Source organism: Archangium minus, assembly GCF_044360475.1.
GTDB lineage: Bacteria > Myxococcota > Myxococcia > Myxococcales > Myxococcaceae > Archangium > Archangium minus.
On the sequence record NZ_CP043494.1, the window covers coordinates 12703785 to 12718513 of the forward strand.

Genomic DNA, 14729 nt, shown 5'->3' on the forward strand with positions numbered 1-14729 from the left:
AGCACGCGGAAGGAGGGAGCCCAATCCACCCTCCTTCCGCAGTGAACACTCAGTCCTCCGGCGAATGCGGAGGGAAGACGACCGGCTTGCCGGGGCCAGGCGCATCATCGGGAAGATTGCCGATGTGCCCGGGGGTGGGAATGGGCCGGTCTCCGGCCTGACGTCGAAGATGCCCCTCATCATCCTCGGGAAGCGGGGGCTCGTGCTTGGGCCTGTCGTGCTCGGCCATGTGGCTCCTCCTTTCCTGCTCAAGGTAGGAACGGAGCACGCGGACAACAGCGATACCGGACGCCCTACCTGCCGGCCGGGGGAGCAAGCTCCGTGCGCACGTCCCAGAGCTCGGGGAAGAAGCGCAGATCCAACGCCTTGCGCAGGAAGCCTACGCCCGAGGAGCCGCCCGTGCCCTGCTTGAAGCCGATGACTCGCATCACGGTCATCATGTGTCGGTAGCGCCAGAGCTGGAAACGCTCCTCCACGTCCACCAGCTTCTCGCACATCTCGTAGGCATCCCAGTGCTTCTCGATGTTCTCGTAGATGCCACGGAACACCTCCATCACACCGGTGCTCTTCTCATAGGGCTGACGCCAGTCACGCTCGATGCGATCCGCTGGCACTGCGTGGCCCTTGCGCGCCAGGTGCCGCAGGAACTCGTCATACACACTGGGCGACTCCAGGAAGCGCTCCAGCTCCAGGCGCACCCCGGACATGTGCTTGAAGGGCCCGAGCGCGTGCTCGTCCTTGTGGCCGAGCAGGAATTCCAGTGCGCGGTATTGATAGCTCTGGAAGCCCGAGGCCTGCCCCAGTGCGCCTCGGAACTCGAGGTACTCGTTGGGGGTGAGCGTCTCCAACACGCTCCATTGCTCGAAAAGCATCCGCTGGATGTGCCCCACGCGAGAGAAAATCTTGAACGAGGGCTCCAGATTGTCGGACTGGATGTAACGGATGACCGCCGTCAACTCGTGGACAAGCAGCTTCATCCACAGCTCGCTCGTCTGATGTTGAATGATGAACAGCAGCTCATCGTGATGCGGCGGCTGCGAGCGGGGTACCTGCGAGGACAACAACCGGTCCAGCTGCAGATAATCGCCGTACGTCGTCCGTCCGGCCAGGTCGGTGAAGATTCCGGGCTCCAGCTCGCGCTTGTTCATGAAGACAAGAATGACGGGCACACTGCTGGCCCGCAAGAACCGAACCCTCCCAAAGAGGAGGGCCCGGCTCTCAGCGTCCGGCTTGACCGGACAGGGACTTACCCTGCGTTCTTCGCCTCGGCCAGGGCCTTGGCGGCGGCGCGACCGCGCGGGAGCTTGATGTCCTCCACGCTGTTCGGGTCGGCGTAGTCCACCCAGTTCGACGGGCGGCGGTTGGTCTTCTCAAGCATGCGCAGCTTCTGGTAGTGCGCCGCGCAGTACCCCTTGGTGCGGCTGGGCTTGCCGCAGCCAATGATGGCGCAGTCACGCGCCCCACCCTCGGCGGCCGGCTTACGGCCGCGCTTCTTGCCACCCGTCGCCGCCGCAGGCGCGGGAGCAGCCGCCGCGCTCCGAGCGGGACGGCCCGGGCCACGCCGAGCCGGCGCCGCGGCGCGACCACCACCGCCACCGCCGCCCGCCACGCCAAACAGAGGACCTACCGCGCTGGCCAGGGGCGCCAGCTGCTCCGCCACATTGCGGAGCCTATCGAGATCCGACGTCCCCGCCTCCAGACGCGACACCAGGTCACGCAGGGGCTTGAGCTGCGCCTCGATCTCGTTACGAACCATCTCCCGGAATGCCTTGTCGACCGACATGCTCGTGTATCCTCTTCTCGATGAGCCCGTCTCCTGGGCGAGACGCCTCATCTGGGGGTTTGTGGATGAGGAGCTGTTCTACTTCAACAGCTGCCCAGTCATAACTCCACAGATACACGATTTGTCGATTAAATTTAAATGAATGTTGCGCTTTTCGTGGCGATTGTGGACACCCCTGACATTTTGTTCAGGTCGCAATTGAGCAGGAATCGGCGTGATCCAACGCTCCGAACCCATGACGTGCGCGCCGCATTTCCAAGCACAAAGCCTCGCGCGTGGCCGCCAGGGCGCGGACAAGGTCCTGCTCCTCTCGGGCATCGAGAGCCGCATCCAGTCGGGGAAAGAGCTGCAGTTCCAGCGAGCGGATGTGCGCGAGCGCCGCGTCTCCGAGGGCCAATAGCCGCACCTGCCACTCCAGGCTGCCTCGCGGAAACCACTCCAGCTCGGCCATCAGCTCGTGCATCGTCAGGAGGACCTCAGCCTCTTGCAAGGCTCGAGCGTGTCCCTCCACCCGCACTATCAGTGGCTGCAGGTGACGTTCCGTCAACCGCATGTGAAGCCGAAGCGCATCGAGCAGCGCCTCGACCCGCGCCTCTGGCGGCACCCCACCCTCACCCGCCGCCAGCGCCTCAAGGCACGCCAGCAGCTCCCGATGCTTCCCTGACAACATTTCGAAAGGCCCCATGGCCCCACAACCATCGCCACCGCCTGAGAGGCGGACAACCACCGGACCCGGAAGCCGCCTGCCGTCAGCGCCCTCCCGCCTTCCTGACAGGCGTTAAGGCTGGAAGTTGGCAGGCAAGCACGCGGCAGAGGTGTGTCATCCAGGCCGAGCGTCTCCATCTTCAGACCTCGTGGATGCGACCCAGAACCCCTTGCGCCGTGCTCTCTTCCGGTTCGCCGAGACGGGCGCCGCCCTCTCTGCCCTCTATCACCGGGCCCGCCTGCTCGGCGCCGAGCACCTGCCTGAGCAAGGTCCCGTGCTGCTCGTGGGCAACCATGGCCTGTGGGGCTATGAAACGCCTGCCTTCTTTCATTTGATACATCAAGCTACAGGTCGCTACCCGTTGGGCCTGGCCGAGCGGGGGTTCTTCAAAATCCCCCTGGTGAGAACCGTTTTGCCCTGGTTGGGCGGTGTTGAGGGCACTCGAGAGAAAGCGCTGGCCTCGTTGAGGCAGGGACACCTCGTTGTCTGCTACCCGGGTGGGGCCTGGGAGACATTCAAGAAGCCCCGGCATCACTACACGCTGCGGTGGGAGGGGACGCTTGGCTTCGCGCGGCTCGCCGCCCAGGCGCGGGTGCCCATCGTTCCCTTCGCTGGCTTTGGCGTGGATGACACCTTTCTCTGCCCAAATGACGAGCGGTGGTGTGTGCCACTCGCACCCGGAGAGAAATACCGAGTACCGCTGGGCATCGGCCTGGGCCCGCTGCCCCTGCCCGTGAAGATGACCTTCGTCATCGGTCCCGCGCTCACCCCGCCGCCCTCGGATGCACCCGAGTCCCGACTGAAACACTTCCGAGACCGTATCGCCACCACCGTAAGGCACCTTCTCGTGCGAGCCTGTCATGCGTGAAGCCATCCTTCCCGCCGTGCCGCGACTCGTCCCCGAGCCCGAGGAAATCCAGCAGGGGTATGAGCTGACGTGTGAGCAGCACCTGGTGCGCGGCGCGCCGGTGCGACTCTTCACCTTCCCAGGGGGACGTCAGGACGAGTCGCGTACCGTGCTGTGTCTGCCAGGGCTGGGAGCCTCCGGCCGCTCGTTCGCGCCCATGCGTCCTTTGGCGGACCAGCACCGGTTCCTTCTATGGACCCCCACGCTGCAGACGCCCTTAACGCACACGCCCTTGCAGTGGAACATGGCCTCGCTGGAGCACCCGGAGGCGCGGCTGCCCGAGCGCTTTGCCCTGGTGGGCTCGTCCTTTGGCAGCCTCCTCTCCATTGTCTTCGCGCTGACGCACCCCGAGCGGGTGAAGGCCCTGGTGCTCGTCTCTCCCGTGGCCAGCGTGCAACGGGTCCGGCGCTGGGCCCTCGCCCTGTCCACGCTGGTGCGCATGCCCAAACCCTTCGCATACATCTTCGCCCCCACCGTGGCGCGGGTGCTGGGAGGGCGGCACCTGCCTCCCGAGGGCCGGGCAGAAATCGTCCGCGAGGCGCGCCGGCTCTCGCCCCTGGAATTGCTGCGGCGGCTGCAGGACATCCTGGCCGCGGACTACTTGGATGACCTCGAGCGCCTGCGCGTCCCCACGCTCATCATCCACGGCGCCAGGGATTTGCTGGTGCCCCTCTCGTATGCGCGGGATGTGGCCGCGCGTATCCCTGGCTCGCGCTTGGAAGTCATCCGCGAGGCCAGCCACCTGCCGTACATGAGCCACACCGACGCCTTCAACGCCTTCGTCGGCGACTTCCTCACCCGGCACGACTCTTAGAAAAACACCATGGACCAGGCCACCCAACTGTCCCGCTCCGCCCTGCTGTTCCTCTCGCGTCAGGAGGGCTTGAAGGATGTCGCCACCGGCGTCCCCGCCCTGCGGCGCATCTCCCGCCGCTTCATCGCTGGCGAGACGCTGGAGGAAGCCGTGCCCGCGGTGAAGGAATTGAACGCGCGTGGGCTGACGGTCTCCTTTGATCACCTCAACGAGGCGGTGCGCAACGAGGCCGAGACACGCGACGAGGTGCGCGAGTACCAGCGGTTGCTGGCGCGCATCGACCAGGTGGGTGTGCGCGGAAACGTGTCCCTGAAGCTCACGCAGTGCGGGCTGCTCTTCGACCGGGAGCTCGCCCTGGCCAACGCGCGCGAGGTGGTGGCCGACGCGAAGCGGCGCGGCTCCTTCGTGCGCGTGGACATGGAGCACAGCGCGGTGACCCAGACAACCCTGGACGTGGTGCGCGCGCTCCACCGAGAGTTCGGCGAGCCGCACGTGGGCGCGGTGCTCCAGAGCTACCTCTATCGCACCGAGGCGGACGCGCGCGCCCTGTGCGCCGAGCGCATCCGCATCCGTCTGTGCAAAGGCGCCTACCTGGAAGGGGCCGACGTGGCGTACCAGGAGAAGCGGGAGGTGGATGAGAACTTCCTGCGCGTCATGCGCATCCTGCTCGACAGCGGGCTGTACCACGGCATCGCCACGCACGATGAGCGGATGATTCAGGAAACGCTGGCGTATGCCCGGAAGAAGGGGCTGCCGCGCGGCGCATTCGAGTTCCAGATGCTCTATGGCATCCGCCGCGATCTCCAGGAGCGACTGGCCGCCGAGGGCCACCCCGTGCGCGTCTACGTGCCGTATGGCAGGCACTGGTACCCGTACTTCATGCGCCGGCTCGCCGAGCGCCCCGCGAACGTCTGGTTCGTGATGAAGAACCTGGTGAAGGGTTAGCCCGGCCCTCCCCCCGTCATCCGGCGAAGGGACTCCTGCACCGCATGGGTGAGGACCCGGAAGGCGGACACGGCCGCCATGGCATAGAGCACCCAGGCAGGCGCCCGAGCTCCCGCTACCTTATGAATGCGCTCCAGCGCATCACCCAGCTCCTCGTTGGCGATGCGCGGGTCGACCCACCGGCCCACGACATCGAGGAACCACCCCACGCGCCGCACCACCCGGGACTCCGGGGCCACGGGGGAGAGCCCCACCTGAGAGGACTCCTCCCGCACCGGGAGAGCGGCCTGGGGCCGCGGCCCGTGAATTTCCCGCGCCCCATGGCCCCGCTTGAAGTCCGCGGTGAGCACCTGGCGACGAGAGTCCGTGAGCCCGTCCTCGACGTCTCCCTCTATCCCGAACGCGCTCAATAACGGGAACATCTGAGCTGGCTCGAGCGGGTGCTGGACATTCATCAGAGTGCCTCCACGGGCTGCAGCAGGTTGAGCAATGCCGTGCGCTGTTCCCTCGCCACCTTGCGCCCTTCCCCCGTCAGCTCGTAATAACGCCGTGGCCGCCCGCCCCGCTCGGGCATGGGCTCACCATCAAAGCTGCGCAGCAACCCCTCCCGCTCCAGCGCCTTGAGCGCCGGATACACGGAGCCCTCGTTCAGGCTGATCTTCCCGTGCGTCCTCTCCCGGACCCGCTCGATGATTTCCAAACCGAATCCCCTGCCGCCGATCAGCGACATCAAGATGGCGGTCCGCGCGGATACCGGTGTGTCCATGAACGTCAGACTATCCTGAAACCAAGAGGCAGCAACCTAGAACCTTGAGGTTGCGGAGGGGCGCGAAAGAGTCAGACAGGCAGAGCTTCAACAGCTTCGAGTTCCTGCGGGACAGCACGCCGGAGCCGCTTGCGCGGAAGGGGCGCCCGAGTCGCGGGCAGGAGCTTCTCGGTGAGCACGGAGCGACGGGACAGCGAGAGACCATCCTCACAGCCCTCATCCAACCGAGGCACCTCCATCAGGAGGTACGTCGATGTGAGATCGATCATATCCCCCCCTTCCTGGACCACGGAATCAGTGTTCGAGAGAGTATCCTCAATAGTCGAGGATTGCAATGCTCCGTCATGGCTGTGCGTCATGAACGACCCCCCGGAAGCGCTCGACGGAACTGGAACAGCCACACCCTGTAAGCGGAGCCACCAGGGACGCCTGAAGCACAGACACACTGACGAGGCCTCGCGTTCCCTGGGCAAGGCTTGCCGCGCTCCCGGGATGGGGAGCTTGTCCTCCCAACCTCATGGTGGCCCCCCCGCCCCGTTGCACGCGCAGGACGTATTCCAGCCTCCACGCCTCTGAATTTCAACTTCCGCGTTGTCCTTTTCTTCCTGGCCTTGGACCTCCAGATGAAAAGGGTGAGCGTCTTCGGCTTCCACGCGGACGGGTGCCCCTGCCGTAAGGTGGATACCCACATGCCTCGCCAGGTGGAGGACCTCTCGTACCTGGTGGGGTACGGATGAGGTTGGAGGCCTAGGGGCTCAGCGCTGGAAGGCGTCGTGGCCGAGCTCTCGCGCCGCGTCCTCGACCGGGTCCGGGCGCTTGTCTCGCATCGTCACGAACTCCTCGGCCGCTGTCGGGTGGATGCCCACCGTCGTATCGAGCAGCTTCTTCGTGACGCCGCACTTCAGCGCCACCGACAGGCCCTGGATGATTTCCGGAGCGTCCGCGCCCACCATGTGGAAGCCCAGCACTCGGTCAGAGTCGCGCTCGACGATGACCTTCATCATCGTGCGCTCGTCCCGCCCGCTCAGCGTGTGCTTCATGGGCCGGAAGTTGGAGACGTAGACGTCCACCTTGCCGTAACGCTCGCGCGCCTCGCGCTCGGTGCACCCGACGGTCCCTACTGGCGGCTGGCTGAACACCGCCGAGGCCACCCCCGTGTGGTCCATCTTCGTGGGGTTGTCGTGGAAGAGCGTCTCGGCCAGGGCGCGCCCCTCGGCGATCGCCACCGGCGTGAGGTTGATGCGGTCCGTCACGTCTCCCACCGCGTAGATGCTCTCCACGCTGGTGCGAGACCACTCGTCCACCTGCACGGCTCCGCGCTCGTCCAGGCGCACGCCCACCTCCTCCAGGCCAATCCCCTTCGTGTTGGGCACTCGCCCCGTCGCGTACAGCACGGCGTCCACCTCGAGCGTGTCCCCCATGCGCGTGAGCAGGCTCAGCGTGCCATCTGGGCGCTTCTCCATGTCGCGGATGAAGGTCTCCGGCCGCAGGTCGATGCCCTTCTTGCGCAGCTCCTGCGTGAGGAACGAGCGGATGTCGTCATCGAAGCCGCGCAGCACCGTGTCGCCGCGGATGAGCATCATCACCTTCGCGCCCAGCGCGTTGAAGATGCCCGCGAACTCCACCCCGATGTAGCCCCCCCCCACGATGGCGAGGCGGCGCGGCAACTCCGGCAGGGTAAGTGCCCCGTCCGAGGAGATGGCGTGCTCGATGCCCGGCACCTCGGGGAAGAAGGGACGCGAGCCCGTGGCTACCAGGATGCGCTCGGCCGTATAGCGCTGGCCGTTGACCTCCACCGTGTGCGCGTCGACAACGCGGCCACGGCCCTCGAGGAGCTGGACGCCTGAGTCGCGAAGCAAGCGCCGGTACACGCCGTCGAGCCGCTCCACCTCCTTGTCCTTGGCCGCCTGGAGCTGCTTCCAGTCGAAGCCGGGCTCGGAGAGTGCCCAGCCGTAACCGGCGGCGTCCTCGAAGTCATGGCGGAAGTGCGCGCCATAGACGAGCAGCTTCTTGGGCACACAGCCGCGGTGGACGCAGGTGCCACCGATGCGACTGTCCTCACAGATGGCGACCCGAGCACCATAAGAGCCCGCCCGGCGGCTCGCCGCCACACCGCCCGAGCCCGCGCCAAGGGTGAACAAGTCAAAGTCGTACTGGGGCATCGCGTGTCTCCTATTTCCCCTCTCCCGCTGGGAGAGGGACGGGGTGAGGGTATCCGTCACCGTCTTCCAGTCCGTGAAGATGGGCAGCGTGGTCCCGAGATGCGCCCCACATGAATGGGTTGACACGGTGCGCCCCGGGCCTCTGGCGAGAAGCCAACGTTCCGTCTGGCCTCCTGGAGCACCAGGCAACGAGAACAGCCTTGGGCAATACCCTCACCCCGACCCTCTCCCAGAGGGAGAGGGAGGGATGGATGGGTGGAGGGTTACGCGGTCAGGACCTTCGGGGACTCCGGTGGCACCTGTACCTCTTGTCCGGGTTCATCCGGTGGCAGCTTCCTCGCCTTCCACAGCGCGAACAGGGCTGGATACACCGTCAGCTCCAGCAGGAAGGACGTCAGCACACCGCCCACCATCGGCGCCGTGATTCGCTTCATCACGTCCGCCCCCGTCCCCGTGCTCCACATCACCGGCGCCAGCCCCAGCAGCGTCGTCAGCACCGTCATCAGCTTCGGGCGAATCCGCCGCGCCGCTCCCTCGACGATTGCCTCTCGCAGGTCCGCGAAGCTTCTCAGCCGCCCCGCCTGCTCCGCCTTCTGGTGCGCCAGGGTCAGGTACAGCAGCATCACCACCCCTGTCTCCGCGTCCAGTCCCGCCAGCGCGATCAGCCCCACCCACACCGCCACGCTCAGGTTGTAGTCGAGCAGGTACAGGAGCCAGATGGCTCCAATCAGGCTGAAGGGAACCGCCAGCAACACGATGCCCGTCTCCGTCCAGGACTTCGTGTTCAGGTAGAGCAGCACCAGCACCACCAGCAGCGTCAGCGGCACCACCACCTTCAGCTTCTCCTTCGCCCGCTCGAAGTACTGGAACTGCCCGCTCCACTCGACACGCACGCCGTCCGGCAGCCGCACCTCCTTCTCCACCACCGCCCTCGCTGTCTGCACGTAGTCGGCGATGGGCACGTCTCCCGGGTCCACGAAGACGTAGCCCACCAGCTTGCCGTCCTCGCTGCGAATCATCGGCGGGCCATTCACGAAGCGGATGTCCGCCACCTGCCCCAGCGGCACCTGCGCGCCTCCCGGCGTGGGCACCAACACCTCGCGCAGCAGCTCCGGCGTGTCACGCAGCTCGCGCGCGTACCGCACGCTCACCGGGTAGCGCTCGCGGCCCTCCACCGTCTGCGTCACGTCCTCGCCGCCAATCGCCCCCATCACCACCTCGTTCACGTCCCGCACCCGCAACCCCAGCCGCGCCGCCTCCTCGCGCTTCACCTTCACGTCCACGTAGAAGCCACCCGTCGAGCGGTCCGCGAACGCGCTCCGAGTCCCCGGCACACCCGCCATCACCTTCTCGATGTCCACCGCTGCCTTCTCGATGGTCTCCAGGTCGTCTCCGAACACCTGGATGCCCAGCGGACTGCGGATGCCCGTGGCCAACATCTCCGTGCGCGTCTGGATGGGCATCCACCAGATGTTCGGCATGCCTGGGTACTGGACCTTCTCGTCCATCTCCCGCAGCAGGCCCTCCCACGTCAGCCCTGGACGCCACTGGTCCTTCGGCTTGAGCATCACCACCGTCTCCGCCATGCCAATCGGCGCGGGGTCCGTCGGAGTCTCCGCCCTCCCCATCTTCCCGAAGACGCGCTCCACCTCGGGGATCTTCTTCAGCTCCGCGTCCATCGACTGGAGCACCTTCGCCGCCTCCGTCACTGACATGCCCGGCGGCGCGCTCGGCATGTAGAGGATGGCGCCCTCGTTCAGCGGGGGCATGAACTCGTTCCCCAGCCGCAGGAACGCCGGCACCGTGAAGGCCATCACCACCACGGAGCCCAGCACCACCGCCTTGCGGTGCTTCACCACCCAGCGCACCACCGGCGCGTACCCCTGCACCAGCCAGCGGTTCACCGGGTTCGCCTCCTCCCGAATCACCTTCCCCCGGATGAACAGCGCCGCCAGCGCCGGCGTCAGCGTCACCGCCAGCACCGACGCGAACGCCATGCTGTACGTCTTCGTGAACGCCAGCGGCTTGAACATCCGGCCCTCTGTCGCCTCCAGCGTGAAGACCGGGATGAACGCCACCGTCATCACCAGCAGCGAGAAGAAGACGCTCGGCCCCACCTCCTGCATCGCGTGGATGATGACGTTCAGCCGCGTCCCCGGCTTCCCCGCATCCTCCCACTCCTCCAGCTTCTTGTGCACGTTCTCCACCAGGATGATGGAGGCGTCCGCCAGCTCGCCAATCGCCACCGCGATTCCGCCCAGCGACATGATGTTCGCCGTCAGGCCCTGCCAGAGCATCGGCAGGAACGACAGCACCACCGCCACCGGCAGCGTGATGATGGGCACCAGCGCGCTCCTCGCGTGCAGCAGGAAGAGGAAGATGATGAGGCTCACCACCACCATCTCCTCCACCAGCGTGTCCGTCAGCGTGGCGATCGCGTCCCGGATGAGCCCCGAGCGGTCATACGTCACCACCACCTCCACGCCCTCCGGCAGGCTGCGCTGCACCTCCGCGAGCCGCGCCTTCACCGCGTCGATGACGTCCAGCGCGTTCTGCCCGTAGCGCATCACCACGATGCCGCCCACCGTCTCGCCCTTGCCGTCCAGCTCCGCGAGTCCTCGCCTCGGCTCCGGGCCCAGCGACACCTGCGCCACGTCCTTCACCCGCACCGGTGTGCCGTTGGACTCGACCTTCAGCGGGATGCTCTCGATGTCCTTCGTGCTCTGGATGTAGCCGCGTCCGCGGATCATGTGCTCGTGGCCGGCTATCTCCAGCACCCGTCCGCCCACGTCCTCGTTCGACTCGCGGATGGCTTGCGCCACCTCGCCCAGCGTCACCCCGTAGGCCCGCAGCCGGTTCGGGTCCGCGTCCACCTGGTACTGTTTGACGTAGCCGCCCAGGCTCGCCACCTCCGCCACCCCGGGCACGCTCTCCAGCGCGTAGCGGATGTTCCAGTCCTGGATGCTCCGCAGCTCCTGCAGGTCCGTCTTCCCCGTCTCGTCCACCAGCGCGTACTGGAAGACCCAGCCCACTCCCGTCGCGTCCGGCCCCAAAGAGGGCATCACCCCCTCCGGCAGCTTCGACTTCGCCGTATCCAGGTACTCGAGCACCCGGCTCCGCGCCCAGTACATGTCCGTGCCGTCCTCGAAGATGACGTACACGAACGACATCCCGAACATCGACTGCCCTCGGACGTACCTCACCTTCGGCGCCGCCAGCAGCGCCGAGGAGATGGGATACGTCACCTGGTCCTCCATCAGGTCCGGGCTCCGCCCCGCCCACTCCGTGAAGACGATGACCTGTACGTCCGAGAGGTCGGGGATCGCGTCGAGCCTCGTGTCTCGCATCGCGAGCACGGACCAGAGCGCCAGGCCCCCGACCAACAGCAGCGTGAAGAATGGGTTCTTCGCGCTCCCCGCGATGAGCTTCTGGAGCAACCCGGGGTTCTCGATACCCTCACCCCGTCCCTCTCCCGGAGGGAGAGGGGTTTTGTCCTCAGTGGGACTCATGATCGCCTCCTGACCAGTGGTCCGCTGCCGAGCGGATCCGGCTCTCCGCCGCCACCAGGAAGTTCCCACTCGTCACCACCACCTCCCCCTCCTTCAATCCCTCCAAGACCTCGTACGACTCGCCCGCATGCACGCCTAGCTTCACCTCGCGTGGGGCCAGTCGTCCTTCTCCCAGGTCCACGAACACCAGGCGCCTTGGCCCCGTGTACAGCACCGCTGATTCCGGCACCTGCAGCCGTGAGCCCCCCTCCTGCTTCAGCTGCACCTCCGCGTACATGTCCGGTTTCAGCTCCAGTTCCGGGTTCTTCAGCTCCACCCGGATGCGGCCCGTGCGCGTGCTCGCCTGGAGCGCCGGGTAGATGTACCCGACCCGTCCCTTGAACGTCCGACCCGGCAGGTACGGCAGCGTCACCATCACCTCCTGCCCCACCTTCACCCTTGGCAGATCCGACTCGTAGACGTCCGCCTCCACCCATACCTTGTCCAACGGCGCAATCCGGTACAGCCGGTCTCCCGCTCGCACCGCCGCTCCCGCCACCACGCTCTTCTCCAACACGTAGCCGCTCGCCGGAGCCAGGAAGGGCAGGTTCTCGATGGGCGCCCCCTTCTTCGCGATGGCGTCGAGCTGCGCCCCCGTCAGTCCCCACAGCTCCAGTCGCTTGCGTGACGCGTGCACCAGCGAGTCCATCCGCTCCGGTGCCCCCGAGTCCTTCGCCGCCGACTGGCTCTTCAACGCCAGCAGGTACTCCTGCTGCGCCGCGTACAGCTCCGGGCTGTAGAGCGTGAACAGCGCCTGGCCCTTCTTCACCGGCTGCCCCGTCGCGTCCACGTGCAGCTCGTGGATGTAGCCGTCCAGCTTCAGCGTCACGTCCACCAGCGCCGTCTCGTCGTACGTCACCCGCCCGAGCGCCGTCACCGACAGGTCCATCGGACCCACCTTCACTGGCGCCGTCTTCACGCCAATCCGCTGCCGACGAATGGAGTCGATCAGCACCGTCCCGCTCTCCAGCTCCTCACGCGTCACCGGTGTCAGGTCCATGCCGCAGATCGGGCACTGCCCCGGTCCCGCCTGCTTCACCGAGGGGTGCATCGGGCACGTGTAGTGGGCAATCTCTCCCGGGGCCGGCGCGGGCGCCTTCGGCTTCGCTGCCACCTTCCACTCGGACTCCACGCCACACGCCAGCATCCGCCGGCCCATGTACGGGTTCTCCATCGCCTGGTTGCGCTGCACCCACTTGTTGAAGCCCTTCTCCATCGGGCACTGGAAGACGTGCCAGCCCTCACGCAGCCGCGCGTCCGCCTCCGCCAGGCCCACCAGCACCCGCGTCACCTCGCCAAACCGCGCCCGCGCCTCGTCCAGGTTCTTCGTCTCCGCGAGCCGCTCGGCCGCCTCCGCGCCCGACTCCACCCCCTTCGTCCCCTCGGCGCCCTTCAGCTCCGCGGCCACCGCCCGCAGCGCCGCGGCCACCTCGCGCGCCCGCGTGTCGAGCCCCTCCAGCGAGTCGTTCGCCAGCAGCAAGCGCATCCGCTCCGTGGCCTCGAAGGCCGCTCGCGCGTACTCAACGGACACGCCCGGCAGCGGACCCGTTGGCAGTGCCGGTCCCGTGGGCCCTTGGGCCTGCTCGTGCCCTTGCGCCCCGTGTGCCTCGTGCGCGGTGGCGGCCGGAGCCTCGCGCGCCGGAGCGTCCTTCACCCGCGCCCCGGTGAACCAGTCCACCAGCGGCCCTCGGAAGACGAGCGCTACCACCACGAGCCCCACGCTCCAGAGAAGAGGCCCCAGCCAGCTGCGATACGATGACGTGTGCGTGCTCATGGAACACTCCCCTCCTCGGGCAGCCCGGGCACCCGCCCGAGCGCGCGTTGCAGCTCGGCCTGGCGACGCTGCACGTCCGCCAAGGCCTCCTCGAAGCGCAGCTCCACGCCACGCTGGTTCTTCTCCGCGTCCAACAAGACCTGGAAGCCGTTGCGCCCGGACTCGAAGCCCGCTCGCGCCGCCGCCACCTGATCGTTCGCCGCCGGCACCACCCGGTCCCGGTACAGCGCCACCGCCTTCTGCGCCTCCACCAGGCGCGCCCTCGCCTGCGCCACCTCCACCCGGATGTCGTCCGCGAGCTGCTCCTCCTCGCTCTTCATCCGCTGGAGCATCCCCCGCGCCTCGTCCACCATCGCCCGCCGCTTCCCCTGGAAGAGGGGCAGCTCCACCGCGACGCCCGCCATGAACCGGTGTGGCGTCTCCATCCACATCGTGCTGTACGAGCCCATCACCATGACGTCCGGGAAGGACTCGCGCCGAGCCAGCTTCACCGACGCGTCTCCTCCGCCCACCCGCGCGCGCTGGCTCGCCAGCTCCGGGCGCTGCTTCAGCGCCTCTTCCGCGAGGGACTCGGCTGGAGGCGGTGTCTCCGTGGGCACCGTGAGCTTCTCGGGAGGCGGCGGCAGGGGCAGGTGCGGCGCCCGGTGCAGCAGCCCGTTGAGCTGCGCCTGGAGGACCTCGCGCTGGGACTCGAGCATCAGCCGCTCGCGCTCCAGCATCCCCAGCTCCACCTCCGCCTGCAGGGGATCCTGCTGCGAGGCCCGGCCCGCGACGTATTGCGCCTCGGCCCCGCGCCGCATCTCGCGCAGCACCTCTTCATGGTGCGCGTTCACCACCAGCCCGCGGTGCACCACGTACAGGTCGTCGTAGAGCATCGAGGCCATCAGCGCGAGCCGCAGCCGCGCCGCCTCGAAGTCCCCGCGCATCGCCTCCGCCTCGGCCCTGGCCACCTCGCCCGCCAGCGCCCGCTTGCCCGGGAAGGGCAGCCGCTGGCTCAGCTCGATGGACTGGCCGAAGCTCGTCTCGCGCGAGAAGAGCGACAGCGGCGCCATCTCGTAGCGCAGCATCGGGTCCTCGAACGCAGTGCTCTGCTCCGGCCGCGCCTGCGCCGCCCGCCACGCCGCTCGCGCCGCCTCCAATCCCGGGTTGCGCTCCAGCACCTGCCGCACGAGCTCCGCCCGCTCCAGCACCCGCGCGCCCGCGAAGGGCTCATCGGAAGCCTGGGCCTGGGCGGCACCGGCGAGCCACAGCGCGCCAAGCGTCACCGCGGTGGCACCCACTCGGGGCCACCGGTTCTTCTTTCCGTGAAACATCTGCTCGAACT

The 14729-nt window shown here is 67.3% G+C and carries 15 protein-coding genes; 4 read left to right on the forward strand and 11 right to left on the reverse strand.

Annotated elements, in window-relative coordinates:
* Positions 1-49 precede the first annotated feature (49 nt).
* The 4 genes from F0U60_RS52365 to F0U60_RS52380 form a co-directional block, all read right to left on the reverse strand.
* Positions 50-229, reverse strand: coding sequence for a hypothetical protein (locus tag F0U60_RS52365; protein ID WP_395812042.1), 180 nt, complete (start codon positions 227-229; stop codon positions 50-52).
* Between the two features lie 64 nt (positions 230-293).
* Positions 294-1148 (reverse strand): tryptophan 2,3-dioxygenase, encoded by an 855-nt coding sequence (locus F0U60_RS52370; protein ID WP_395825849.1) that lies wholly within the window; start codon positions 1146-1148, stop codon positions 294-296.
* A gap of 98 nt (positions 1149-1246) precedes the next feature.
* Positions 1247-1783: a cell wall protein gene (locus tag F0U60_RS52375; RefSeq protein ID WP_395812043.1), complete on the reverse strand. Its 537-nt coding sequence runs from the start codon at positions 1781-1783 to the stop codon at positions 1247-1249.
* Positions 1784-1970: 187 nt separating this feature from the next.
* The gene (locus F0U60_RS52380; protein WP_395812044.1) at positions 1971-2273 is read right to left on the reverse strand and encodes a hypothetical protein; all 303 of its coding nucleotides are present in this window, start codon (positions 2271-2273) and stop codon (positions 1971-1973) included.
* Here F0U60_RS52380 and F0U60_RS52385 point away from each other — a divergent pair.
* The 4 genes from F0U60_RS52385 to F0U60_RS52400 all read left to right on the forward strand — a co-directional run bounded on the left by F0U60_RS52385 (position 2268) and on the right by F0U60_RS52400 (position 5155).
* On the forward strand, positions 2268-2447 hold the full coding sequence (locus tag F0U60_RS52385; RefSeq protein ID WP_395812045.1) for a hypothetical protein: 180 nt from the start codon (positions 2268-2270) through the stop codon (positions 2445-2447). The genes F0U60_RS52380 and F0U60_RS52385 overlap by 6 nt on opposite strands.
* 211 nt (positions 2448-2658) lie before the next feature.
* Positions 2659-3357, forward strand: coding sequence for a lysophospholipid acyltransferase family protein (locus F0U60_RS52390; protein WP_395812046.1), 699 nt, complete (start codon positions 2659-2661; stop codon positions 3355-3357).
* Positions 3350-4210, forward strand: coding sequence for an alpha/beta fold hydrolase (locus F0U60_RS52395; RefSeq protein WP_395812047.1), 861 nt, complete (start codon positions 3350-3352; stop codon positions 4208-4210). Before F0U60_RS52390 ends, F0U60_RS52395 begins: the two co-directional genes overlap by 8 nt.
* A gap of 9 nt (positions 4211-4219) precedes the next feature.
* Positions 4220-5155 carry a proline dehydrogenase family protein gene (locus F0U60_RS52400; RefSeq protein ID WP_395812048.1) on the forward strand — a complete coding sequence of 312 codons (936 nt, stop codon included), beginning with the start codon at positions 4220-4222 and terminating at the stop codon, positions 5153-5155.
* On the opposite strand, the gene F0U60_RS52405 is transcribed toward F0U60_RS52400, so the two are convergent.
* From F0U60_RS52405 to F0U60_RS52435, 7 genes are all read right to left on the reverse strand, one after another.
* Positions 5152-5610 carry a hypothetical protein gene (locus tag F0U60_RS52405; RefSeq protein WP_395812049.1) on the reverse strand — a complete coding sequence of 153 codons (459 nt, stop codon included), beginning with the start codon at positions 5608-5610 and terminating at the stop codon, positions 5152-5154. The genes F0U60_RS52400 and F0U60_RS52405 overlap by 4 nt on opposite strands.
* Positions 5610-5921, reverse strand: coding sequence for a PadR family transcriptional regulator (locus tag F0U60_RS52410; RefSeq protein WP_395812050.1), 312 nt, complete (start codon positions 5919-5921; stop codon positions 5610-5612). Before F0U60_RS52410 ends, F0U60_RS52405 begins: the two co-directional genes overlap by 1 nt.
* 71 nt (positions 5922-5992) lie before the next feature.
* Entirely contained in the window at positions 5993-6190 is a 198-nt protein-coding gene (locus tag F0U60_RS52415) for a hypothetical protein (RefSeq protein ID WP_395812051.1), read from the reverse strand.
* Positions 6191-6676: 486 nt separating this feature from the next.
* Positions 6677-8083, reverse strand: coding sequence for a glutathione-disulfide reductase (gor, locus tag F0U60_RS52420; RefSeq protein WP_395812052.1), 1407 nt, complete (start codon positions 8081-8083; stop codon positions 6677-6679).
* Between the two features lie 263 nt (positions 8084-8346).
* Positions 8347-11520, reverse strand: a complete 3174-nt coding sequence (locus tag F0U60_RS52425; RefSeq protein WP_395825852.1) for an efflux RND transporter permease subunit — start codon at positions 11518-11520, stop codon at positions 8347-8349.
* A 58-nt stretch (positions 11521-11578) separates the two neighbouring features.
* The gene (locus F0U60_RS52430; protein ID WP_395812053.1) at positions 11579-13405 is read right to left on the reverse strand and encodes an efflux RND transporter periplasmic adaptor subunit; all 1827 of its coding nucleotides are present in this window, start codon (positions 13403-13405) and stop codon (positions 11579-11581) included.
* Positions 13402-14718: a TolC family protein gene (locus tag F0U60_RS52435; protein ID WP_395812054.1), complete on the reverse strand. Its 1317-nt coding sequence runs from the start codon at positions 14716-14718 to the stop codon at positions 13402-13404. The genes F0U60_RS52430 and F0U60_RS52435 overlap by 4 nt, the downstream gene beginning before the upstream one ends.
* Positions 14719-14729: the final 11 nt, after the last annotated feature.